The organism is Arthrobacter sp. Bi26 (assembly GCF_918697925.1).
Taxonomy (GTDB): Bacteria; Actinomycetota; Actinomycetes; order Actinomycetales; family Micrococcaceae; genus Arthrobacter.
In genome coordinates, this window is record NZ_CAKKMF010000077.1 from 1 (window position 1) to 23,490 (window position 23,490).

At 65.7% G+C, this 23,490-nt stretch carries 18 protein-coding genes, 1 tRNA gene and 1 pseudogene; 7 read left to right on the forward strand and 13 right to left on the reverse strand.

The annotated features are described in order from the left end of the window. From LQV16_RS17870 to LQV16_RS17895, 6 genes and pseudogenes are all read left to right on the forward strand, one after another. A pseudogene (locus LQV16_RS17870) lies at positions 1-426 on the forward strand (hypothetical protein); the annotation flags it as partial. A 365-nt stretch (positions 427-791) separates the two neighbouring features. Then, positions 792-1,337: a hypothetical protein gene (locus LQV16_RS17875; protein WP_229995235.1), complete on the forward strand. Its 546-nt coding sequence runs from the start codon at positions 792-794 to the stop codon at positions 1,335-1,337. A 358-nt stretch (positions 1,338-1,695) separates the two neighbouring features. Beyond that, positions 1,696-1,848, forward strand: coding sequence for a hypothetical protein (locus tag LQV16_RS17880; RefSeq protein WP_229995236.1), 153 nt, complete (start codon positions 1,696-1,698; stop codon positions 1,846-1,848). Positions 1,849-2,178: 330 nt separating this feature from the next. Then, on the forward strand, positions 2,179-3,249 hold the full coding sequence (locus tag LQV16_RS17885; protein ID WP_229995237.1) for a serine hydrolase domain-containing protein: 1,071 nt from the start codon (positions 2,179-2,181) through the stop codon (positions 3,247-3,249). Between the two features lie 671 nt (positions 3,250-3,920). Further along, complete coding sequence (locus LQV16_RS17890; RefSeq protein WP_229995238.1) at positions 3,921-4,868, forward strand: alpha/beta fold hydrolase; 948 nt, start codon at positions 3,921-3,923, stop codon at positions 4,866-4,868. 574 nt (positions 4,869-5,442) lie between these two features. Further along, entirely contained in the window at positions 5,443-5,850 is a 408-nt protein-coding gene (locus LQV16_RS17895; protein WP_229995239.1) for an endonuclease VII domain-containing protein, read from the forward strand. Positions 5,851-6,132: 282 nt separating this feature from the next. Here LQV16_RS17895 and LQV16_RS17900 read toward each other — a convergent pair whose 3' ends face one another. Beyond that, complete coding sequence (locus LQV16_RS17900; protein WP_229995240.1) at positions 6,133-6,345, reverse strand: hypothetical protein; 213 nt, start codon at positions 6,343-6,345, stop codon at positions 6,133-6,135. 570 nt (positions 6,346-6,915) lie between these two features. Beyond that, positions 6,916-6,997: transfer RNA gene (locus tag LQV16_RS17905), tRNA-Leu, on the reverse strand. A 205-nt stretch (positions 6,998-7,202) separates the two neighbouring features. Here LQV16_RS17905 and LQV16_RS17910 point away from each other — a divergent pair. Beyond that, complete coding sequence (locus tag LQV16_RS17910) at positions 7,203-7,808, forward strand: response regulator (protein ID WP_090581781.1); 606 nt, start codon at positions 7,203-7,205, stop codon at positions 7,806-7,808. Between the two features lie 110 nt (positions 7,809-7,918). Here the strand turns inward: LQV16_RS17910 and pyk are convergent, their stop codons facing one another. The 11 genes from pyk to hisI form a co-directional block, all read right to left on the reverse strand. Beyond that, on the reverse strand, positions 7,919-9,421 hold the full coding sequence (gene pyk, locus LQV16_RS17915) for a pyruvate kinase (RefSeq protein WP_229995241.1): 1,503 nt from the start codon (positions 9,419-9,421) through the stop codon (positions 7,919-7,921). Positions 9,422-9,506: 85 nt separating this feature from the next. Next, positions 9,507-10,964 (reverse strand): glutamate synthase subunit beta, encoded by a 1,458-nt coding sequence (locus tag LQV16_RS17920; RefSeq protein ID WP_229995242.1) that lies wholly within the window; start codon positions 10,962-10,964, stop codon positions 9,507-9,509. Further along, a complete protein-coding gene (gene gltB / locus LQV16_RS17925; RefSeq protein ID WP_229995243.1) occupies positions 10,957-15,573 on the reverse strand; it encodes a glutamate synthase large subunit in 4,617 nt (1,538 codons plus the stop codon). Before gltB ends, LQV16_RS17920 begins: the two co-directional genes overlap by 8 nt. 265 nt (positions 15,574-15,838) lie before the next feature. Further along, entirely contained in the window at positions 15,839-17,146 is a 1,308-nt protein-coding gene (gene lgt / locus LQV16_RS17930; protein WP_229995244.1) for a prolipoprotein diacylglyceryl transferase, read from the reverse strand. Between the two features lie 3 nt (positions 17,147-17,149). After that, positions 17,150-17,983 carry a tryptophan synthase subunit alpha gene (gene trpA, locus LQV16_RS17935; protein WP_229995245.1) on the reverse strand — a complete coding sequence of 278 codons (834 nt, stop codon included), beginning with the start codon at positions 17,981-17,983 and terminating at the stop codon, positions 17,150-17,152. After that, positions 17,980-19,344 carry a tryptophan synthase subunit beta gene (gene trpB, locus LQV16_RS17940; protein WP_229995246.1) on the reverse strand — a complete coding sequence of 455 codons (1,365 nt, stop codon included), beginning with the start codon at positions 19,342-19,344 and terminating at the stop codon, positions 17,980-17,982. The genes trpA and trpB overlap by 4 nt, the downstream gene beginning before the upstream one ends. 125 nt (positions 19,345-19,469) lie before the next feature. Further along, on the reverse strand, positions 19,470-20,288 hold the full coding sequence (gene trpC / locus LQV16_RS17945) for an indole-3-glycerol phosphate synthase TrpC (protein ID WP_229995247.1): 819 nt from the start codon (positions 20,286-20,288) through the stop codon (positions 19,470-19,472). Between the two features lie 2 nt (positions 20,289-20,290). Beyond that, positions 20,291-20,578 (reverse strand): HGxxPAAW family protein, encoded by a 288-nt coding sequence (locus LQV16_RS17950; RefSeq protein WP_229995248.1) that lies wholly within the window; start codon positions 20,576-20,578, stop codon positions 20,291-20,293. Positions 20,579-20,681: 103 nt separating this feature from the next. Continuing rightward, positions 20,682-21,362, reverse strand: coding sequence for a Trp biosynthesis-associated membrane protein (locus LQV16_RS17955; protein ID WP_229995249.1), 681 nt, complete (start codon positions 21,360-21,362; stop codon positions 20,682-20,684). Then, positions 21,362-22,927, reverse strand: a complete 1,566-nt coding sequence (locus LQV16_RS17960; RefSeq protein WP_229995250.1) for an anthranilate synthase component I — start codon at positions 22,925-22,927, stop codon at positions 21,362-21,364. Before LQV16_RS17960 ends, LQV16_RS17955 begins: the two co-directional genes overlap by 1 nt. A 156-nt stretch (positions 22,928-23,083) precedes the next feature. After that, a complete protein-coding gene (hisI, locus tag LQV16_RS17965) occupies positions 23,084-23,422 on the reverse strand; it encodes a phosphoribosyl-AMP cyclohydrolase (protein ID WP_229995251.1) in 339 nt (112 codons plus the stop codon). Positions 23,423-23,490: the final 68 nt, after the last annotated feature.

Genomic DNA, 23,490 nt, shown 5'->3' on the forward strand with positions numbered 1-23,490 from the left:
GCCGGATACCGTCCGCTCACCGCGGTCCGGAGACCGCTTCCGGGGATCCTTGGGAAGCTCATGATGGCGCACCGTTCCGGAGCCGGCCTGCTGCCCGCAAAGACAATGAAGAACTCGCGGCTGTCGCTCCCGGGGCGCGACTATTTCCTGTTCGCCGCCGCCCCGCGGGACTTCACGGACGTCTCGTGGATTCAGGACGCCCCCTGGAACCGCGACCCGTACTGGCCGCAATCCCCGAACCTGCTCTGGCCCGAGGACAGGGCCTGGGTCATGGTCACGGAGATCGATTTCGACTCCACCATCGTCGCCGGCAGCCCCGGCCTCGTCGCAGAGCTCATCGCCGACCCGAGCATCGAAGCGTTCCAGATCGACGAGGGTGCCGACCTGACCAGTACCGCCGACGGCATAAACCGGCCGGAGCTGTAGTGCCCCTCAGCGACCCGTCGCGCTAGCACTCGGTTCGATGGCGTTGGGCCGGGCGGTCAGCCAGCCGAGCTGCTGGCCAATGCCGAGGCCTTTCATGGGGATTTCGACGGGCCACCGGCTGTTGTGCACTGCTCAGGAAGGTTTTAGAAGAAAAATCGTCCGGGGAGCAGCCGGGCGGATGCCGCACACATGGTGCATATGAAAATCACCGCCTACATGAACCTGCAGCCCAAGCACGTCCACCTCGACCTCACCACTGGACGCCATCACCGCCCGGCGGAAACTGACGAGGACGCGCGCATTACATCTGAGAGCTTCCACCCGATAATGACTTATGGGCAGCCGTTGCCCGCCGAAGGAGCGCAATGACCCGCAGGACCCTGACCACGATCGCCGCAGCCGGACTCATCGCCCTTGGCGGGGTGGCCATCGGCGCCGGCCCGGCCAGTGCGGCGGCATCCTGCCCGTCCGGGCAACACTGGAACGCCATGGGCGCCGGGGCCGGCTTCTGCTCCCCCAATGCCAGCGGCGGCGGGACCGGCGGCAGCATCACCGTCAACCTGGGTGGCAAGACCCCGCCCGCACCGAAGGCGCCGGCCACCCCTCGCACGGGCCCCACTAAGTCGACGACGACGATCCTGACCAAGCCACCTGTCTATGCTCCGGCCCCGGTCCCGGTCACGGCGAAGGCGAAGGTCGGCTCCGTTCTGAAGGCCGGCAAGCAGTCCTGGCCGAAGGGCATGAAGTTGACGTACCGGTGGCTGCGCAACGGCGCACCAATCAGCGGGGCCACGTCCGCCACGTACAAGGTCCGGAGCGCCGACAAGGGCAAGAACGTCAACGTCCGGATAACTGCCACCCGGCCGGGTTTCAGAGGTTACGTGCTCGTGCCGGCCTACCGCATCCGCTGATCTGCCGGGGAGGGCCCGGGGTTTCGCCGCACACATGAGGTCTGCAGGCGGCCCCCGCCGACTCAGGACCAGCCCGGAGGAACATCATGCAGACCATCAACCTTGACGCCGTCATCAAGGTCAACGACGCGACCCACACCTACGAGGACGGCCAGCCGAACTCGGGCGCCCAAGACTTGCCCCGGACGTTCGGCACTGACAGGCCTCCCGCCGAATGGAGAGCACGCCGACGTTCGTCCGGCCCGCAATCCCTGCAGACCATGGCACTTCCTTACTGGATAGCTGCGATGACTTCGACACTCCGAATATGTCTGTCCGCCTGTCCGGCGCTTTTAGGACCCGACACTAGGCTCAGGTCATGACAGAGAAAATCGCCGTCGGCGGCGTGATCACCGACCACGAGCACGCACCGACTCTCGCCCGCGAATACCTGACCCAGTACGGAAACTGGTCCTACCCTGCCTATGACGGTTATCCGGGCAAATGTGCGATGTCGTCTGCACAACCTTGAGAATTGGATAGAGCCCGGTTGGGGACTCCTTAGCGGCCATCGTGCTGGGTGCAGAGTTCATTGTCACGGTGCGTCGGACTCCGCTGCTGCTCCCGACTGGAAGGTTCCGATAGTCAGCGGGCTGTTGCGGAGGGACTTTACGGGCTCGACCTATGCGCCGGGCACTTTTGAGCGTACAACGATGTCATGGGCGACCTGGCTGCTTGGTGGAGGACGCGTTTTAGTCCGTTCTGTGCCGCAGTTTTCTCCGCGGCTTTGGTCATTGCCGGGAGCGGTTGCTCAGGGGCCCCTTCAGGGCCGGCTCCGTCAAGCACCGCCGCGACCCGAGCAGTGACCCAGGAAGCGATCCAGTCCGCGACGGAGACCCTGGAACGCCGGGTCCAGCACTTCATGGACGGCGGGTCGACGTCCTTTGTGGTGCAGGTGAGATGGCCGGGCAGCGAATGGTCCAAGGCCTACGGAGTGCGAAACCTGGACACCAAGGACCCGGCTCAGCCCGAGGACCGGGTATCCATTGCCAGCATTACGAAGTCGATGGTCGCTGTTTCTGTCTTGAAACTCGTCGACCAGGGGCTGATCGGGCTCGATGACCCGGTGAATGGTGTCCTTGAGAGCTTTCGGACCACGCTGCGGCCGCCCGGACCGGTCACCGTCCGCCAGTTACTGAACCATAACTCCGGCATGCCTGATTACGCAGACGCAGAAAATACGGATCCGCTCAAGCAGATTGTGAACACACGGCTCAGCATGCAGAGAGGACTCGAACTGGCCGCCACGCTCCCCTGGGAGTCCAAGAATATGGATCGCTTTGCTTACTCGAACTCCAATTACCTGGCTCTCGGCCAGCTGATTGAGAAGCTGCGCGGACGGCCCGTCGCCGATGTGCTCAAGGAAGAAATCTTCGGATCTCTGGGACTTCAGCACACGTCGCTGGCCGAACCGGACCGCGGGGCTCCGGACAACATCCATGCCTACATCACTGATGGCGGCGAACGGGTCGATGTCACCCAGCCCGAGGTTTTCGTCGGCTCCCCCGCAGCAGGCGTCATCTCCTCCACTCAGGACGTCAACAACTTCTTCCGGGCCCTCCTCCGCGGCCAGCTCCTTTCCCCCGCCATGCTGGAGGAAATGAAGAAGAAGGCCGGCTTCGCGGACTATGGACTCGGTGTCTGGCGGTTTCCTGACGCATGTTCCGGCGACGTCCGCTACGGCCATTCGGGGACTGCATTCGGCTACATCAGTATTTCCATCACGAGCGCCGACGGCGGCAGCCAAATCACGATGGCCATGACAATGCCGCCGCGGCCCTGGCAGGACCCGGCGACTGCGCGCCGCGTCGACCTGCTCCAGACGCAGATGGAACAGGCTGCCCAGGAAACCCTCGACCGGCTCTGCCAGTGAACAGCTCGGCGGGCCCGAGCTCCTTCCGTTGTGAACGCAGCGACTTTAACTGCAGACCGCGTGGCGCGCGGGCTTATCCCATCCCGGCAACGCCAGCCCAGGCGCCACTCGCGCCGGTCCCTCCACCGCCACGGTCGTCGTCCTTGCCGCAACGCGTGCAGCGCTTGTAGCGGCCGCCATCCTCGGTGAATTCCAGGTGCCAATCGTGGCGCATGTTCAACTTGCACAACAGGGTCCTGAGCATGATGCTCTCCGATCTGAGGCACGATCCCGCAAACCGCGGCCCCTACCCAGCCAAGGCAAGTTTAATGCGCGCGCCCTGGTCATCGCCAGTGAATCCCCTGGCCCCGACGCCAGGTCTCTGACCGCCGAGACCTGATAAGAGACCTGAGTGTCCGGCACAAGATTGGTCGCTAGTTTCGTGAACTGCGGTTTTCTCAGTGTGTCGCTCAGGTGGTCACTGAGCGTTCGTAGGACGGTCCCTCATCGGAAAACCTTCCGAGTCACTCAGCGCGTCGAGGGCTACTTGGGTGCCCGGCTAGGTCGTCTCATCAGTGACGGATTATCGGCAACATCCCAGCGTTGGTGCACATGGGCTCGGCGGCTCACTGCAGCCTCTTCCCGAAGCCAGTGCAGCGGTACGCCCTGTCGAGTTCTCGTAGTGTTGGCGGATGGGGACTGGAAATTCACAGACGCGGACCGGTTGGGTGACGGTGCCGGATGCACAAATCTATTGGGAAGCCACCGGGGAGCCCTCGGGCATCCCGGTACTTTACCTTCATGGAGGACCAGGCGGCTCCCTTGGTCAGGGCGGCTACCGCCGCTGGCACGACCCTAGCCGCTTCTTGACTGTTGGCATGGACCAGCGCGGCTGCGGTAAAAGCGTCCCCACCGCCCAAGACGACTTGGGCCATCTCTCAGCTAACACGACGCAAGCGTTGATCGAGGACATTGAAGCCGTAAGGGTACATCTGGGCATCGAGCAATGGATCGTTACCGGCGTCTCCTGGGGCAGCACCCTCGCTCTTGCCTATGCTCTGGAGCATCCCGCCCGTGTTCTCGGTATTGCACTCGTTGCAGTGACAACAAGCAGCCGAGCAGAGATCCAGTGGATCACCGAAGATGTAGGGCGGATCTTTCCTGAAGCATGGACTGTCTTCGTGTCCGCGGCCGCCGCCGAACCGGGCGAACGTTTGGTCGAGGCGTACGCCCGCCATCTCGCAGGCCTGGACCGCGACGACGCACGACGTGCCGCCCTGGCATGGGACCAGTGGGAATCTACCCACATCTCGCTGGACCCCAACTGGCACCCAGGGCCACTGTTTGGAGATGAACGGGAGCGCATGACGTTCGCTCTTCTTGTGACGCATTACTGGGCCAACGACGGATTCCTAACCAATGGACGGCAAATCATCCCGCGGATTCATCAACTCAACGGCATTCAAGGTCATCTCATTCATGGTCGACGCGACATCAGCGGCCCGGTGGCCACGGCCTGGGCGCTACATCAGCAGTGGGAGTCGAGTCGACTCATCATCGTTGAACATGAAGGGCACGGCGGCGCATCATCCATGGTCGCGCTGACAAAGGCAGTCCAAGAAATAGCCGCGAATCTCTGAAACCCAAATCGAATCGATGACGGCCCAGCACCCTCCAGCAGGCCTCGTGCCGCTCGACAGACGTGCCCGCTAAAGGATCCGCTACCGGGCTTGTGCCTCCGCTCCCCACCACATGTGGCCGACAAGGCAGAAGCTGCCTGAACAATGTCCTTACTTCCTTTGCTTATCACTCTGCCGTAGATGACGATATGGAGATGGGGACTAGGGATGGCGCTGCAAATGGTATGAAAGCGCGCCTTGAAGGAGTAGCGGTAACGCCAGCAGTCGCGTCTGCGATTGGACAGGCGGTGTACTTAGGGTCAGGGCATAGAACTCAGTGGGTACCTAAGCCGATAGTCGGAGAAAGCGAAGTGGCATCGCTTGTTAGCAGGCTCGAGGCCGATCTTCAGCAGCGCACTGACTGGCAAACCAGGTCCGCCCTTGTGCTGATTCTCTGCACGAAGATCTTTGGCGAGATCGCCGGGAAAACGGTGTTCGCCGGTGGGTACCCTCAGGGTTCCGCGCCAGCTATCCCGACACAGGAATCGCGAGCTGCTGAGGAAGAACAGGCCTCTGCGCTTATGGAGGCAGGCTAGTGAGCGCATTGCAGATGTGCCCCAAATGCAGGGAGTTCCTCCCCTCGACTGCATTCGTCTCGGCCACCGGCAAGGTCAGGAGGAACTGCACCACCTGCCAGCCACTGCTGGACTTGCACAACAACCTCAGCAAGTACGGCCTCACCGTCCCCCAGTACGAGGCCATGGTCACGGAGCAGGAAGGCAAGTGCAAAATCTGCCGCAGGACCGTCGAGCAGTTGAGCGAACGGCTCCTCATCGACCACTGCCACAACACCGGGAAGGTCCGTGGCCTGATCTGCCGGGACTGCAACACCGGACTGGCCCGGTTCAAGGACCATCCCACAATCATCCGCAATGCGCAGTCGTACATAGCGCACGCGCTGTGGGATGTGCCCTATGAACCCGACGATGTCGCTTGGCAGTAGCGCGTCGTCCGGGGAAGTTGCGGGGGCTAACGGCTTCACAGTTGAGCTTGACCAGAAGGAGCAGGATCGTGTCCACATGTGCGCAGTGACCTCGTGCTGGACGCACTGACAGGGGTGCACACCGGGCTGAGGGACTACCGGCTCAGGATCATGCGCCAACATCGCCATCGCAATGGAAAAGCGGTAGCGCCATGGTCACCAGAGAGCAGGCCCAGACCGTACACTGCCCCGTCTGCCAAGCCCGGCCCGGACACCCATGCACCCATTCGACGGTGCCTTGCGCTACTTCGATGAAGTGGACTGAATTTTTCCGGTGACAGATTGATGGTGCCGGCCACCTTGATCCGTGGCGACGGCCACGAATATCGCACCGGGCATACTCAGCGATGGGACGGAAGAGAGGGCCGGTTGAGAATAATGCCACGCACCGAAGGTTGACACGGCAGTGACGAAGATGGCTGCCACCAGTTGCGCCTTCTCGTTCGTCTTCACCATCCCAGAAGTCTATGAGCATGCACCTGAAGCCTGGTCCTGTTGCGTTGGGTACACCCCAAACTGACGTCAGGCTGTGGTCAGAGCTTGTCAGATTTGGCCCGGTTTCGTTCTTTTCTGACACAGCAAAGAACTCCGAGGTCCAAACCTGACACCGGACGCGGCTCTTCCACCCGCACCCTCAATAAAGCGGATATAAGTGTGGACAATGTCCACACCCTCTTTGGCTGGACAAACACAGGTACAGGGCTTCTCGGACGGTTCCCCCGAACCCATATCTGGAAGCCATACGTCGACATCGCTGTGGTCATGTCGTCCCCGCTCCCCCGGCCCATGAATAGGTGTAGGCCACCCCGGGCCCACCCAACGAGAACCGAAACGAGGAAACGCCAGAACCCACTTCTCAGCAGGCGGAATGCCCACCAGCCAGGGACTTGAACCCGCCACCCCACACACCTGAACAGGCCACCGCGGCGGCCAGGCCACAGCCCGCGAACCAGCCGTCAGAGCGACGCCACCACAAGCTTTGTCAACACGTCAAAGCAAAATCGCCTCTGACGAGGGAAAACGTCGTGCCCGAGGTGGGACTCGAACCCACACACCTTTCGATACCGCATTTTGAGTGCGGCGCGTCTGCCAATTCCGCCACTCGGGCGCGGAGTACACCGGTGTAACAATCACTCAACCACAGTGCTGTGAGCAACGCGATCGCTTCCAGTGCGCGAAATTACTCTACATGCAGATAGGCTGAATTCCAGAATCGCGCCAGTGACGCCGCATCGAACCAAACCGGTCCAAGTACATCGGCGGACGAAACCTATGATGGTGTAGTTCCCGCCGTACCTTTCCAAGGAGTTCCCGTGTCAGAACAGACGGAGTCATCCCCCACTTCCCAGCCGGCTCGCCGCGTTGTTGTCGCCGAGGATGAGACTCTCATTCGCCTGGACATCATCGAGATCCTGCGCGGCGAAGGCTACGACGTCGTCGGCGAGGCGGACAACGGCGAGAAGGCCGTGCAGCTCGCCGAGGAACTCAAGCCCGACCTGGTCCTGATGGACGTCAAGATGCCCGTCATGGACGGCATCTCGGCCGCAGAGAAGATCGTCAAGGCCCGGATCGCCCCCGTGGTCCTCCTGACGGCCTTCAGCCAGAAAGAACTCGTGGAGCGCGCCCGCGACGCCGGCGCCATGGCGTACGTGGTCAAGCCGTTCACCCCGGCGGACCTCATCCCGGCTCTGGAGATCGCGCTCTCCCGCCACGAGGAAATCAAGGCCCTCGAGAGCGAGGTCACCGACCTGCAGGAGCAGTTCGCCACCCGCAAGCTCGTGGAGCGCGCCAAGAGCCTCCTGACCACCAAGATGGGCCTGACGGAGCCGGAAGCCTTCCGCTGGATCCAGAAGACCTCGATGGACCGCCGCCTCAGCATGCGCGAGGTCGCCGAAACCATCATCAACCAGGTCAACTAGCACCGGGCTCGAAGCGACTCAGCACCAAGCAACACAGCCACAAAGCACCAAAAAGGGAGGATCCCCGCCAACCGGCGGGGATCCTCCCTTTTGCCATCAAGCTTTCAGAACTAGGCCTGGACCCGGTTCTTCTTCTTCTTTTCCGGCCACGGGCCGAGCTTGTCCTTGGCCACGGCGGCTTCGCCCTGGCCGCCGATGTCGGCGAGGTCGCCCACCTTGTGGACCTTCAGCAGGTTCGTCGAACCGGCCTTTCCGGGAGGCGAACCGGCGGCGATGACCACCAGGTCACCGTCCTCGACGACGTCCAGCTCCAGCAGGCTGCGGTCAACCTGGGCCGTCATCTCGTCGGTGTGGCCAACCATCGGGACCAGGACCGGCTGGATGCCCCACGTCAGTGCGAGCTGGTTCCAGACGTGCTCCACCGGGGTGAAAGCGAAGACCGGCTTGATGGGGCGCAGACGCGAGAGGCGGCGTGCCGAGTCACCGGACTGGGTGAAGGTACAGATGTACTTCGCTTCCAGCTGGTCGGCGATCTCGACGGCGGCGCGGGTGATGGCACCGCCGCGGGTCTTGGGCTTGGTGCCCAGCGGGGGAACGCGCTCCAGGCCGTGCTCTTCGGTGGATTCGATGATCCGGGCCATGACCTTGACCGTCTCGATCGGGTACTTGCCCACACTGGTCTCGCCGGAGAGCATCACTGCGTCGGCGCCGTCGAGCACGGCGTTGGCGCAGTCGGAGGCCTCGGCGCGGGTCGGGCGCGGGTTCTCGATCATGGACTCCAGGACCTGGGTGGCCACGATGACCGGCTTGGCCCAGCGGCGTGCCAGTTCGATGGCACGCTTCTGCACGATCGGCACTTCCTCGAGGGGAAGCTCCACACCGAGGTCGCCACGGGCCACCATGATGGCGTCGAAGGCGTCGATGATCTCGTGCAGCTGCTCGACGGCCTGCGGCTTCTCGATCTTGGCGATCACCGGCACGCGGCGGCCTTCCTCGTCCATGATCTCGTGCACGCGGACGATGTCAGAAGCATCCCGCACGAAGGACAGGGCAACCATGTCCACGCCGCGGCGCATGGCCCAGCGCAGATCGTCCTCGTCCTTTTCGCTCAGCGCCGGCACGTTGACAGCAACGCCGGGCAGGTTGATGCCCTTGTTGTTGGAGACCCAGCCGCCAACAATCACCTGGGCAACCACCTTGACGTCGTCGACGTCGATCGCGCGGAGGGCGACCTTGCCGTCGTCGATCAGCAGGGCATCGCCCGGGTTGACGTCCTCGGTGAGGCTCTTGAGCGTCGTGGAGCAGATGTCCTTGGTGCCGGGAACGTCCTCGGTGGTGATCGTGAACGTGTCACCGACCTCCAAAAGGTGCGGTCCGTCGACGAAGCGTCCCAGGCGGATCTTCGGGCCCTGCAGGTCGGCCATGATGGCCACGGCCTTGCCGAGCTGACCCGCAGCCTTACGGACGTTCTCGTAGGTGTTGTCGTGCACGGAGTAATCGCCGTGGCTCATGTTCATGCGTGCCACGTCGACGCCGGCTTCCAGCACGGCAAGCGTGTTGTCAAAGCTTGCGATTGCCGGTCCGAACGTGGCCACGATTTTAGCGCGTCTCATATACCTACCCTAGTGGTCTGTTGCATGGATGAAGTTGAAGCGAGTGTGAATCCCAGAGGGCCTGTTGGATCAGTGACCTGTTGGACTACAGAACGGCCATCGCACGGTCGGTCGGCGCCACGGGTGCCGGCAGGATGGTGCTGCCCATCAGGAACTTGTCCACCGCGGCCGCGCAGGCGCGCCCTTCGGCGATGGCCCAGACGATCAGGGACTGGCCGCGACCGGCGTCGCCGGCGACGAAGATACCCTCAGTGTTGGTCATGTAGTAGCCGTCCCGGGCCACGTTGCCGCGGCCGTCGAAGTCGGCCTGGACCTGGTCCGTGATCCCGGCAGGCTCGGGGCCGGTGAAGCCCAGGGACAGGAACACGAGGTCCGCGGGGATGATCCGCTCGGTGCCGGCCTTCGGGAGGCGTTTGCCGTCGACGAATTCCGTCTCCGCCACCTTGACGCCCGTGAGTTTGCCGTTTTCCCCCACGAACTCAACGGTGGAGGCGAGGTAAGTGCGTTCGCCGCCTTCCTCGTGCGCGCTGGCGACCTCAAACAGGGTGGGGAACGTCGGCCACGGCTGGTGGCCGGCACGCTCGACGGGTGGCTGCTTGCCGATCGCGAGGGTGGTCACGGACGCGGCCTGGTGCCGGTGCGCGGTACCGAGGCAGTCGGCTCCGGTGTCGCCGCCGCCGAGGATGACGACGTGCTTGCCCGCGGCGTTGATCTGGTTCTCCACGGTCTCCCCCGCCACCACCCGGTTGGCCGGCACAAGGTAGTCCATGGCGAAGTGGACGCCCTCGAACTCGCGGCCCGGGATCGGCAGGTCACGCGGGACGGTGGCACCAGTGGCGATCACGACGGCGTCGTACCGGCGGCGCAGCTGCTCCCAGGTCACGTCGGTGCCGACGGCCACGCCGGTGCGGAACCGGGTGCCTTCGGCCTTCATCTGCTCCAGCCGGCGGTCCACCTGCTCTTTTTCCATCTTGAAGTCGGGGATCCCGTAGCGCAGGAGTCCGCCGATCTTGTCGTCGCGCTCGTAAACGGCCACGGTGTGGCCCACCCGGGTCAGCTGCTGGGCGACGGCGAGCCCGGCGGGGCCGGAACCGACGACGGCGACCGTCTTGCCGGTCAGTCGCGCCGGCGGCAGGGGGTTGACCCAGCCGTTCTCGAAGGCCTGGTCCACGATGGATACCTCGACCTGCTTGATGGTCACCGCGGGCTGGTTGATGCCCAGCACGCAGGACGCCTCGCAGGGGGCCGGGCACAGCCGGCCCGTGAACTCGGGGAAGTTGTTGGTGGCGTGCAGCCGTTCCATCGCTTCCTCGCCCTTGTCCCGCCAGATGAGGTCGTTCCATTCCGGAATGAGGTTGCCCAGCGGGCAGCCCTGGTGGCAGAAGGGGACACCGCAGTCCATGCAGCGGCCGGCCTGGCTCTTGAGGACACCCTTTTCCTGGGCCTCGTAGACCTCTTTCCAGTCCATGATGCGGACCGGAACGGGACGGCGGGGCTGGGTTTCGCGCTGACGTACTTTCAGAAATCCGCGTGGATCAGCCACCGGTCACCTCCAGGATTCGAGACCAAACTTCTTCGCCGTCGGGGTCCAGGCCCTCTTCGATGGCGTCAAGACGGGTTTGCAGGACTGCCGCGTAGTCGCGCGGCAGCACCTTGGTTATGCGGGCTGCAGTGTCATCGAAGTTCTCGAGGAGCCGGGCCGCGTGGAGCGATTCGGTTTCCTCGACGTGCTTGACGAGCAGCCCGTGGACGATGTCGCGGTCCTCGGCGTCGAGCTCGAGCAGCTGCAGCTCGCCGGACTCGAGGGCCTGCTTGTTGACGCGTTCGGTCTGCAGGTCCAGCACATAGGCCGTGCCACCGGACATGCCGGCACCGAAGTTGCGGCCGGTGCGGCCGATGATGAGCGTCTGGCCACCGGTCATGTACTCGCAGCCGTGGTCGCCGATGCCTTCGGCCACCGCGGTGGCGCCTGAGTTGCGGACCAGGAAGCGTTCGCCCACCTGGCCACGCAGGAACATTTCACCGCTCGTGGCGCCGTAGCCGATCACGTTGCCCGCGATCACGTTCCGCTCGGCCGGGAAAACGTTGGTGCGGTCCGGCCGGACGATGATGCGGCCGCCGGACAGTCCCTTGCCGACGTAGTCGTTGGAGTCGCCGAACATGCGCAGCGTGATGCCGGCCGGCAGGAACGCCCCGAGCGACTGGCCGGCGGTGCCATTGAGCGTGATGTCAATGGTGTCCGTGGCCAGGACGTCGGTGCTGAAGGTCTTCGTGACCACGTGGCCGAGCATTGTGCCGACCGAGCGGTCCGTGTTGATGACGTTCACGGAGATCTTCACCGGCGTGCGGTCACTGAGGGCTTCGGCCGCCATGGCGATCAGGCGCTGGTCGAAGTGCTTGTCGAGTTCGTGGTTCTGGCCGGTGAGATTGCGCAGCGGCGCGTCGTCGTCGAACTCGAGGCCGTGCAGGATCGGATCCAGGTCCAGCCCTTCGGCCTTCCAGTGGTTGATCGCGTCGCGGGAGTCGAGCATCTCGGCATGGCCGATCGCCTCCTCGATGCTGCGGAAACCCAGTTCCGCGAGGATTTCGCGGACTTCCTCGGCAAGGAATTCGAAGAAGTTCACCACGAACTCGGGCTTGCCGTTGAACCTGGAGCGCAGCTCGGGGTTCTGCGTCGCGACGCCGACCGGGCAGGTGTCCAGGTGGCAGACACGCATCATGATGCAGCCGGAGACCACCAGCGGAGCGGTGGCGAAACCGAACTCCTCGCCGCCGAGCAGCGCGGCGATCACGACGTCGCGGCCGGTCTTGAGCTGGCCATCCACCTGCACCACCACACGGTCGCGCAGGCCATTGAGCATGAGCGTCTGCTGGGTCTCAGCGAGGCCGAGTTCCCACGGGACACCGGCGTGCTTGAGCGAGTTCAGCGGCGAGGCGCCGGTACCGCCGTCGTGTCCGGAAACCAGCACGACGTCGGCCTTCGCCTTGGTGACGCCGGCCGCCACGGTGCCGATCCCGACCTCGGAGACGAGCTTGACGTGCACCCGCGCCGACGGGTTGGCGCGCTTGGCGTCGTAGATCAGCTGCGCGAGGTCCTCGATCGAGTAGATGTCGTGGTGCGGGGGCGGCGAAATGAGGCCGACGCCGGGTGTGGAGTGCCGCGTGCGGGCCACCCAGGGGTAGACCTTCTGCGCCATCAGCTGGCCGCCTTCGCCGGGCTTGGCACCCTGCGCCATCTTGATCTGGATGTCGTCCGCGTTGGACAGGTACAGGCTGGTGACGCCAAAGCGGCCGGAGGCGATCTGCTTGACCGCGGAACGGCGTGCGGGATCGAGCAGGCGGTCCACGTCCTCGCCGCCTTCACCGGTGTTGGACTTGCCGCCCAGCCGGTTCATGGCGATCGCGAGGGTCTCGTGGGCTTCCTTGGAGATGGAACCGTAGCTCATGGCACCGGTGGAGAACCGCTTGACGATGCTCGAAACCGCTTCCACTTCCTCAAGCGGCACCGCGGGACGAAGACCGGCCTTGAACTTCAGCAGTCCGCGCAGGGTCATGAGGTTCTCGGACTGGTCGTCCACGCCGCGGGTGTAGGCCTTGAAGATGTCGTAGCGGCGTTCACGCGTCGCGTGCTGCAGCCGGAAGACGGTCTCCGGGTTGAACAGGTGGGGTTCGCCGTCGCGGCGCCACTGGTATTCGCCGCCGCCGAGCAGGGGCTGGTGCGGCAGTTCGATGCCGTTCTCGGGGTAGGCCATGCGGTGCCGTGCCAGGACTTCGGCAGCAATGACATCGAGGCCGACGCCGCCGAGCTGGGAATGCGTGCCGGAGTAGTACTCGTCCACCAGGTCCTGGCCGAGGCCGAGGGCTTCGAAGGTCTGGGCACCGGTGTAGGAGGCCACGGTGGAGATGCCCATCTTGGACATGATCTTCAGGACGCCCTTGCCGAGGCCCTTGATCAGGTTGTAGACGCCGTCCTGCGGGGTGACCCCCACGACGTCGCCGGAGGCGATGAGCTGTTCCACGGATTCCATGGCCAGGTACGGGTTCACGGCGGAGGCGCCGTAGCCGATGAGGACGGCGACGTGGTGCGTCTCGCGGACGTCGCCGGCCTCCACCACGAGGGCGGTCTTGGTGCGGTTGGCGCTGCGCAGCAGGTGGTGGTGAACGGCGCTGACGAGCAGCAGGGACGGGATGGGCGCCCACTGGGCGTTCGAGTCGCGGTCCGAGAGCACCACATACTGGACGCCACGGTTGATGGCGCCGGAGACCTGCTCGCAGATTTCGGTGAGCCGGGCGCGGAGGGCGTTCTCGCCACCTTCCGGGCGGTACAGTCCGCGGACTTTCATGGCGACCTTGCCGCCGTCGGCACTCTCGATGTTCGCGATCTTGGCGAGCTGGTCGTTGTTGATCACGGGGAACGGCAGCGAGACCTGCGGCTGGCGGACCTGCTTGGTGTCCAGCAGGTTGCCGTTCGGGCCGATCGCGCACGTCAGGGACGTGACGAGTTCTTCACGGATGGCGTCCAGCGGCGGGTTGGTGACCTGTGCGAAGGACTGCACGAAGTAGTCAAAGAGCAGCCGCGGGCGCTTGGACAGCACGGCCACCGGAGTGTCGGAGCCCATTGCGCCGAGAGGTTCTGCGCCCGTGCGGGCCATCGGGCCCAGCAGGATTTTCAGTTCCTCGGTGGTGTAGCCGAAGGTCCGCTGGCGGATGTTGACCGAGGCGGCGGTGTGCACGACGTGCTCGCGCTCGGGCAGGTGGTTGAGGTCGATCAGGTTGTCCTTGACCCATTCGGCCCAGGGGTTCGCGGCGGCGACCTCGGCCTTGACCTCGGCGTCGTCGATGATCCGGCCGGCCCCGGTGTCCACCAGGAACATCTTGCCCGGTGAGACGCGGCCCTTCTTGACCACCTTGGAGGGTTCGACGTCGATCACGCCGACCTCGGAGGCGAAGATGATGAGGCCGTCCTCGGTGATCCAGTACCGGCCCGGGCGCAGCCCGTTGCGGTCCAGCGTGGCGCCGACCAGGTTGCCGTCCGTGAAGGAGACGGCCGCCGGGCCGTCCCACGGCTCCATGAGCATCGAATGGTACTCGTAGAAGGCGCGGCGGGCCGGATCCATGGTGGCGTGGTTTTCCCACGCCTCCGGGATCATCATCATGATCGAGTGCGTGATGGGCCGGCCGGAGAGCCAGAGCAGTTCCGCCACCTCATCGAACGAAGCCGAGTCCGAGGCGCCCGGGGTGCAGATCGGGTACAGCTCTTCGGGTGAGTCCCCCAGCAGCGGGCTGGACAGTTGCGACTGCCGTGCCCGCATCCAGTTGCGGTTGCCCTTGACCGTGTTGATCTCGCCGTTGTGCGCGATGGTGCGGAACGGCTGGGCCAGGGGCCAGGACGGGAACGTGTTGGTGGAGAAGCGCGAGTGGACGATCGCGAGCTTGGTCTTGAAGCGCTTATCCGAAAGGTCCGGGTAGAACGGTTCCAGCTGCGCGGTGGTGAGCATGCCCTTGTAGACGATGGTCCGGGAGGACAGCGACGGGAAGTACACGCCGAACTTGTTCTGGGCGCGCTTGCGGATCCGCCAGGCGCGGGAATCGAGCTCGTTGCGCTCGAGGGTTTCCCCGGTGCTGGAAGCGAAGAAGGGCTGCGAGAAGTGCGGCATGCAGGCCCGGGCCATGGCCCCGACTAGGTCGGCCACGATCGGGACTTCGCGCCAGCCCAGGACGGTCAGGCCCTCGTCCGCGGCGAGGCCTTCGATGCCGGACCGGGCGGCGTCCGATTCGCGCTGCTCGGCCGGCAGAAAGGCGGTTCCCACGACGTACTGTCCGGGGGCCGGAAGTTCGAAGTCCGTGACCGCGCGGAAGAATTCGTCCGGCACCTGCATGAGGAGGCCGGCGCCGTCGCCGGTACCTTCATCGGCGCCCACGGCACCGCGGTGCTCGAGGTTGCGCAGGGCGGTCAGGGCGGCGTCGACGATGTCATAGCCAGGCTCGCCGCGGAGCGTGGCGATGATGGCCAGGCCGCAGGCGTCCTTTTCGTTCTCCGGGTTGTAGAGTCCGGCGGCTGCCGGAATCGCCGCGAACCGGCTGAAGGGTGACGCGGCAGCCGGGGTCGGGTCCGGATCGGACCAGCTGGGGCTGTGAAGAGTTTGGGTCATTGGAGACGTCCTTCCTCCTGATCGTGCGTATGGGAGGGACAACATTGGCCCCACTCGGAACGCCGGTGTGTGACGGGCGCAACAGAGTGTTTTCTAACTGGAATTGTAGGCCAGCCCGGCCTCCTGTACTAACAGTTACGCAGGTGCTGGCCCGGGCTTGCACGGACAGCGTCTATCTGCTGTCCGCAGCAAGCCCTCTTGCCACGACGCTGTGGAGCCGGGTCTTGCGAGCGGTGGCTCCGCAACCCGAGCTGCCGGTGCTGAGCTACTTGGTGCCCTCAGCCTCCGGCGCGGTTCCAGTTCCCTGGCGGCCGGATACTACTCCGGCTGCCGGAGCTCCGTTGGCGGGCGCGGTGCCGCCGGTGGAGTCCTTGTCCGCATCCTCGGATGCGCGAACTGGTCCGCTTTGATTATTCCGGAGATTAGCACGGGATTCACTATCTGAGACAGCAGAGTCCGCATGGCGGACAACTGTTGCCTCCGCGGGAACGGTGGTGCGGTCCCCCTCGGCGGCGTCATTGGCCCGGGCGTTGGCCCCGGCGACGGCGGCCGGTCCGGCAGCGCCCGCCGCGCCGGTGGTGCGGTCGGCGTCGGTGGTGCGGTCGGCGTCGGCCGCTTCAGTGTCCGTCTTTGACTCTGCCGACTTAGACTCCAACGGCTTGCTCTCCGCCGGTTCGCGGCCCGGGAGGAACGGGGTGTCCGGCTCGGAGGGCTTGCGCAGGCCCAGGATGATGAAGGCGAGCAGGGCTCCGGCAAAGACAATGATGCTGGTCCAGACGTTGAGCCTGGTGGTGAGCCCGAAGAGGGTGATCTGCTCGGCGTCGTCGATCCGCATGGCCTCGATCCAGACGCGGCCAAGGGTGTAGTACATGGCGTAGACGCAGAAGAGCCGGCCACGGCGGAAGTTGAATTTCCGGTCCAGGGCCAGCAGGATCAGCACGCCGGCCAGGTTCCACAACGACTCGTAGAGGAACGTCGGGTGGAAAAGCGTCTCTGCCGGCATGCCAGCCGGGAAGTTCGGGTTGTTGGGATCGATCTGCAGCCCCCACGGAAGCGTGGTGGGGCCGCCGAAGAGCTCCTGGTTGAAGTAGTTGCCCCACCGGCCAATCGCCTGGGCCAGCAATAGCCCGGGGGCCGCCGCGTCCATGAAGGCGCTCAGCTTCACCCCGGCACGCCGGCACCCGATCCAGGCGCCCACGGCACCCAGCAGGACGGCGCCCCAAATGCCCAGGCCGCCGCGCTGGATCTGCGGAATCAAGGACAGATCGCCCGTGCCATCGAATCCGGGACCAAAGTAGGCATCCGGCGAGGAGAACACGTGGTAAAGCCGTCCGCCGATGATGCCGAACGGGATGGCCCAGATGGCGATGTCCCAGACGCTGCCCTCGGGTGCGCCGCGGCGCGCCCAGCGGACGGAGGTGAGCCACAGGCCGGCAATGATGCCGGCGAGGATGCACAGGGCGTAGGCGTGGATGCGCAGGGCCCCCCACGGCAGCGGGATGTCGAATCCGGACCAGCTGGGGCTCGGAATGCTCGCGGGAATCATCGCCGCCGCGTGGAGGACTGACTGCATTGCTTACGCTTCTTCCCTGGTAAGGCCGGTGCTGAGGTCTTTCGTCAAGGACGCTACCGCATCCACGCCGCCGTCCCGGATGGCCGCGACGAGGGCGGTGCCCACAATCACGCCGTCCGCATACTCGGCGATCTCGCGAACGTGGCCTGCGTTGGAGACGCCGAGGCCCACGCAGACGCGTTCGGCGCCCGCGGCGTGCGCGGCGGCGACTACGTTCCTGGCCGCCGAGCTGACCGAGGTCCGGGCGCCGGTGACGCCCATGATGGAGACGGCGTACACGAAGCCGCGGCTCGCATCGACAGTGCGTTTCATGCGTTCCGGGGAAGACGAGGGAGCCACGAGGAACACCCGGTCCAGTCCGTACTTGTCGGAGGCGGCCATCCATTCGGCGGCCTCGTCCGGGATGAGGTCGGGGGTGATCAGCCCGGCTCCCCCGGCCTCGGCCAGGCGGCGGGAGAACTCGTCCACGCCCATCCGGACTACGGGGTTCCAGTAGGTCATGACCAGCACGGCGGCGTCGGTCTTGCTCGTGATGCCGCGGACGACGTCGAAGACCTCCCGGACGTGGAAGCCCTTCGCGAGGGCCTCAGTCGTGGCCGCCTGGATGACCTGGCCGTCCATGACCGGGTCGGAGTACGGGATGCCGATCTCGATGAGGTCGGCGCCGTTCTCGGCCAGGGCGATGCCGGCGGCGATGGTGTCTTCAACGCTCGGGTAGCCGGCCGGCAGGTAGCCGATCAGGGCCGCCCTTCCCTGGGCGCGGGCGCGGTCAATGGCCGCCGCCGACTTGCTGGCGTGCTGCGCGGCGTTCTGGTTGCCGTCCTGGCTGGTGCTCACAGCTGTTCCCCCTCTTTGGCGATTACTGCTTCAGGTGAGTCCTTGTCCAGCAGGTCGAACCATTCCGCGGCGGTGGCCACGTCCTTGTCGCCGCGGCCGGAGAGGTTCACGATCACAATCTTGTCGGCCGCGCCTGTTGCGTTGCCTGTGGCCGCGTCCGCGGCGAGCCGCTGCCCCACTTTGATGGCGCCGGCGAGGGCGTGGGCGGACTCGATGGCGGGGATGATGCCCTCGGTGCGGCACAGGAGCCGGAAGGCCTCCATGGCTTCGCTGTCCGTGATGGGCTCGTAGCTGACCCGGCCGATGTCGGCGAGGTAGGAGTGCTCGGGGCCGACCCCGGGGTAGTCCAGGCCCGCCGAGATGGAGTGCGACTCGATGGTCTGGCCGTCGTCGTCCTGCATCAGGTAGGAACGCGCGCCGTGCAGCACACCGGGTTTGCCGAGCGTAATGGTTGCCGCGTGGCGTCCGGTTTCGACGCCTTCGCCGCCGGCCTCGAAGCCGTAGATCTTGACCGACGGGTCATCGAGGAAGCCGTGGAAGATGCCGATCGCGTTGGAGCCGCCGCCGATGCAGGCACAGACGGCGTCCGGAAGCCGGCCCGTCTGATCCAGGATCTGGGCCCGGGCTTCCTCGCCGATCACTTCGTGGAAGTAGCGGACCATGGCCGGGAACGGGTGTGCGCCGGCGGCAGTGCCCAGCAGGTAATGCGTGTTGCCCACGTTCGCAACCCAGTCGCGCAGGGCCTCGTTGATGGCGTCCTTGAGCGTCTGGGATCCGTTGGTCACCGGGATGACCGTGGCGCCGAGGAGCTCCATCCGGGCCACGTTGAGGGACTGCCTGCGGCAATCCTCGGCACCCATGTAGACCACGCATTCCAGGCCCAGCAGGGCTGCCGCCGTGGCGCTGGCAACACCGTGCTGGCCGGCACCGGTTTCGGCGATGACGCGGGTCTTGCCCATCCGCTTGGCGAGCAGCGCCTGGCCCAGGACGTTGTTGATCTTGTGCGAGCCGGTGTGGTTGAGGTCTTCGCGCTTCAGGAAGATCCGAACCCCGCCGGCGTGCTCGGCGAAGCGCTTGGCCTCGGTCAGCAGGGACGGGCGGCCCGAGTAGTTCTTGTTCAGGTCGGCGATCTGGGCTGTGAACTCCGGATCGGCCTTGGCCTTCTCGAAGGTGTCCTCGAGCTCGTCCAGGGCCGCGATGAGCGACTCGGGCATCCAGCGGCCGCCGTAGTTCCCGAAGTATGGCCCCGGGGCGTGCCGCAGGGACGGTTCGCCCTGCGCGGGATGCTCCTGGGGGCGTTCGCCCTGCAGGAACGCGTCCACGGCACTTTCGTCAGAGCCGGCTGCTGGCGCATCGACCATCAGTCTCACCATCCTGTTCCACTGCTAGCTTTGCGGATCTGCAGACGAGATCCGCTCATTGTCCGGGCAAATGGCGGGCCCGGTACCGCTTACGGTCCGGACGGAGGCGCCAGGACCGGCCGGCCTCAGGCGCGGGCGGCGATTGCCGTTGCGCCGGCAGCCATGAACTCGGCGATCCGCTTGCGGGGCGTCGCGTCACTGACCAGCGCCTCGCCGACCAGGACCGCGTTGGCGCCGCGGGCCGCGTAGTGTTTGACGTCCTCAACGTTGCGCACACCGGATTCGGCGACCACGAGGGCGCCGGCGGGAATGCTGCCGGCCAGCTCCGCGAAGACGGAACGGTCGACGTCGAGCGTCTTGAGGTTGCGCACGTTGACGCCGATGATCCGGGCCTCCGCGGCCACCGCACGCTCGATTTCCCCGGCGGTATGCGTCTCCACCAGCACGTTCATGCCGAGCTCGCGGCTGAGGGCCGTAAATTCGCGCAACTGGGCGTCCGAGAGCGAAGCCACGATCAGCAGGATCAGGTCGGCACCGTGGGCACGGGCCTCCCAGATCTGGTACTCGTCAACCATGAAGTCCTTGCGCAGCAGCGGAATGTCCACTGCGGCCCGTACGGCGTCGAGGTCGGCGAGGGAGCCGCCGAAGCGGCGCTCCTCGGTCAGGACGCTGATCACGGCGGCCCCGCCGTCGGCGTACTGCGCGGCGAGGGACGCGGGATCGGCGATGTCCGCCAGCCGGCCCTTGGACGGGCTGCGGCGCTTAACTTCGGCGATGACCTTGAGCTGGTCCCGGGTGCTGGAGGTGCCGCCCAGGGCGGCCCAGGCGTCACGGGCGGGCGCCGCCGCGGCGGCGCGCTCCTTCAGTTCCGCGAGCGTGACCAGACGCTGGCGCGCCTGCATATCCTCCCTGACACCGGCATTGATGTCGTCGAGAACGCTCACGCTCAGTGGCCGGAGTTCTTCAGCTTGCTGCCGCCGACGCCGTAGCCGGCCTTGCGCATGGCCCAGCCGGCGAGCAGCCCGATCACCATGATCGCCGCACCCGCGACAAAGATCGGCGTGTTGGCGATGACGAAGGCGATGGACGCAATGAGGGCGCCGACCAGCATCACGATCACGCAAGTCCACGCGGCCGGGCTGTTGCCGTGACCCGGTGCTTCGCTGTGGTCGACGTCGTCGTAGACGCCCTTCGGCGCAGCGGACGTGGATGCGGAAACAGTGGCTTTGCTCATTGAAATCTCCTCAGGATGAATACTGCTTACATTCTGCCATTTTTTGGCTGTGTGTTTTGGCCGCGTTGCTAGTCGCGTCGCTGGCCGCGCCCGCGGCATCGGCTCAGGTGGGGTCGTCGCCGCGGGACAACCGGTCCCAGCTGTCGATCTCGTCCGCGGGGGCGGCCGCGGCAGTACCACCAACTGCAGTCCCGCCGGCGGCGGGCCCGGCGGCTGCCGCGTCATATTTGGTGCGGCTCTTCCAGTAACGGCCGGCCGGCACGATCGCCAAGGCGCTGAGTCCCAACAGGGCCCCGGCGACGACGGCGAGAACGGGGAACACTGTTACGTCCACCTGCACACTGCTGCCACTGATCCCGGTGGCGGCCGCGATTGATCCCTGCGCCGCGGACAGAGGGTCCGCCAGCACGACCGCTGCCGCGGCGACGATACCCGCGGCCGCGAGGAGGATGATCGCCGTGATGACCCAGCGGGCCACGCGGCCAGCGATGGAGGCCGCCAGGCCGCCGGCCAGGGCAACAAGCGCCAGGGCCGTCACAGTGGTCGCGGCCTTGCTGCCCTGGACCTGCAGGCCGTCCTGGCTGGCCACGGCCGCGCCGAGCTGCGTGGGGTCAAGGTGCACTGTGAGCCAGGTCTGGGTGGTGGTCCCGAACACAGCCAGCGCCAGGGCAGCGATCACCAGGACCAGGGTGGACTTGCGGGCCCAGCCGGGAACGGCGGGCAGCGTGGTGGTTTTCACGGTGTTCTTGGCGGTGTCCTTGGCAGAGGCGTGCGGCTGCTCCATCAGTTGTCCGCCCCGGCGTCGGGCACCGTGTCGGCGGTGATGTTGTGCAGCGAAGTGGCGGTGTGCACGGCGCGGAGCGGGGCGGCGGCCTTGTTCACGGTTTCCTGGGCCTCGGTGGGGTTGACGGAATCGGCCACGATCCCGCCGCCGGCCTGGACGTAGGCGCGTCCTTCCCGGAGCAGGGCCGAGCGGATCGCGATCGCCATGTCCATGTCCCCGGCGAAGTCCAGGTAACCCACCACGCCGCCGTAGATACCGCGCCGGTGCGGTTCAAGTTCGTCCAGGAGGCGCAGGGCCCGCGGCTTAGGGGCACCGGAGAGGGTGCCGGCCGGGAACGTGGCCTTGAGAACGTCATAGGCCTTGGCGGCCGGGGCCAGCTCGCCCACCACCGTGGACACCAGGTGCATGATGTGGCTGAAGCGTTCCACTTCCATGAATTGCGTGACGTCGACAGATCCTGCGACGCAGACCTTGGAGAGGTCGTTGCGGGACAGATCGACCAGCATCAGATGCTCGGCGCGTTCCTTCTCGTCTGCCAGCAGTTCCTCGGCCAGGGCCTTGTCCGCCTCCACCGTCTTGCCGCGCGGCCGTGAGCCGGCGATGGGGTGGGTGATGACCTCATCCCCCGTCACGGTGACCAGGGCCTCCGGCGAGGAGCCGACGATCGTGTACTCGCGGCCAGCGGCGTCCTCGAAGCTGAAGAGGTACATGTAGGGGCTGGGGTTGGTGTTCCGCAGGACCCGGTAGACGTCGAGGGGGTCGGCGCCGCACTCCATTTCGAAGCGGCGGGAGATCACCACCTGGAAGACCTCGCCGTCCACGATCGCCTCCTTGCCGCGGTCCAGGGCGGCCAGGTACTCGGATTCGTCCCAGCGTTCCTGCACGCTCGACGCGAAATCCAGGGCGGCTGCTTCGAGTACGGAGACAGGCTGCTCCACGGGACGGCTGATCTTTTCCAGCAGGGCTTTGACGCGGGCGACGGCGTCGTACCAGGCGTCGTCGACGCGTTCGGTGCTGTTGTCGAAGTTGATGGCGTTGGCGATCAGCAGGACGGTGCCGTCCATGTTGTCGTGGACCGCCATGTCCGTGACGAGGTTGAGGGCCATTTCCGGCAGCTGGAGGTCGTCCTCCGGCGGGCTGGTCAGTTTCTCCCAGTGCCGGACGGTTTCCCAGCCCAGGAATCCGACCAGGCCGGACGTGAACGGCGGGAGGCCGTCGAAGCGCTCGGTGCGCAGCGCTGCGACGGTGTCGCGGATGGCGTCCACCGGGTTGCCGTCCAGCGGCACACCGACCGGGGGCTCGCCCAGCCAGTGCGCGTTGCCGTCCTTGGTGGTCAGGGTGGCCCGGGAGCGGGAGCCGATGAAGGAATAGCGGGACCAGGCGCCGCCGACCGCCGCCGATTCCATCAGGAACGTCCCGGGCTGGCCCTGGGCGAGCTTGCGGTAGAGCCCGATCGGGGTTTCGGCGTCAGCCAGCACCTTGAGCCGGACAGGGATGACGCGGCTGTGGCCTGCGAGTTCGCGGAACTCTTCGAGGCCGGGGCTGATGATTCCAAGGTCCTGCATGGCTGTGCTTTCCGCCTGTTCTTTAGGTGGACCTGTCACAGGATCCGGTGATGGGATCCAGTGTGGGGTCCGGTTCGTGAAGCTGTGGAAGCGCCGGGGCGCTCTGCCGGTGTTCCTTTGCCTGTGGCGTTTGCCGGGGTCCTTCGCCGGGGGCGTTTAGCCTCCGTGGCCGACGACGGCGTCGAGCTCGCGCCCGTCGAAGCAGGTCCGGGTTCCGGTGTGGCAGGCCGCGCCGACCTGGTCGACCCGGACCAGCAGGGCATCGCCGTCGCAGTCCATGGCGAGCGACTTGACCCATTGCACGTGGCCGGAGGTGTCGCCCTTGCGCCAGTACTCCTGGCGGGACCGCGAAAAGAAGGTCACGCGTCCGCTCGTCATGGTGCGGTGCAGCGCCTCGTCGTCCATCCAGCCCAGCATCAGTACCTCGTGGGTATCGAACTGCTGGACGATCGCGGCCACCAGGCCGGTACTGTCCCGTTTGAGGGCGTCCGCCAGCCCGGCCGGAAGGGGGCTGCCGTTGGTGGGGCTGCCATCGACGGCGCTGCCGTTGACGGGGCTGGGGG

What these genes read in the sequence shown, in the direction of transcription:
- LQV16_RS17880 (WP_229995236.1), top strand. Translation starts at nt 1,696, where the DNA reads ATGACAGAGAAAATCGCCGTCGGCGGCGTGATCACCGACCACGAGCAC.
- pyk (WP_229995241.1), bottom strand. Translation starts at nt 9,421, where the DNA reads ATGAGACGCGCTAAAATCGTGGCCACGTTCGGACCGGCAATCGCAAGC.
- LQV16_RS17890 (WP_229995238.1), top strand. Translation starts at nt 3,921, where the DNA reads ATGGGGACTGGAAATTCACAGACGCGGACCGGTTGGGTGACGGTGCCG.
- LQV16_RS17960 (WP_229995250.1), bottom strand. Translation starts at nt 22,927, where the DNA reads ATGCAGGACCTTGGAATCATCAGCCCCGGCCTCGAAGAGTTCCGCGAA.
- LQV16_RS17875 (WP_229995235.1), top strand. Translation starts at nt 792, where the DNA reads ATGACCCGCAGGACCCTGACCACGATCGCCGCAGCCGGACTCATCGCC.
- gltB (WP_229995243.1), bottom strand. Translation starts at nt 15,573, where the DNA reads ATGACCCAAACTCTTCACAGCCCCAGCTGGTCCGATCCGGACCCGACC.
- LQV16_RS17900 (WP_229995240.1), bottom strand. Translation starts at nt 6,345, where the DNA reads ATGGTGAAGACGAACGAGAAGGCGCAACTGGTGGCAGCCATCTTCGTC.
- trpB (WP_229995246.1), bottom strand. Translation starts at nt 19,344, where the DNA reads ATGGTCGATGCGCCAGCAGCCGGCTCTGACGAAAGTGCCGTGGACGCG.
- lgt (WP_229995244.1), bottom strand. Translation starts at nt 17,146, where the DNA reads ATGCAGTCAGTCCTCCACGCGGCGGCGATGATTCCCGCGAGCATTCCG.
- LQV16_RS17955 (WP_229995249.1), bottom strand. Translation starts at nt 21,362, where the DNA reads ATGGAGCAGCCGCACGCCTCTGCCAAGGACACCGCCAAGAACACCGTG.
- LQV16_RS17950 (WP_229995248.1), bottom strand. Translation starts at nt 20,578, where the DNA reads ATGAGCAAAGCCACTGTTTCCGCATCCACGTCCGCTGCGCCGAAGGGC.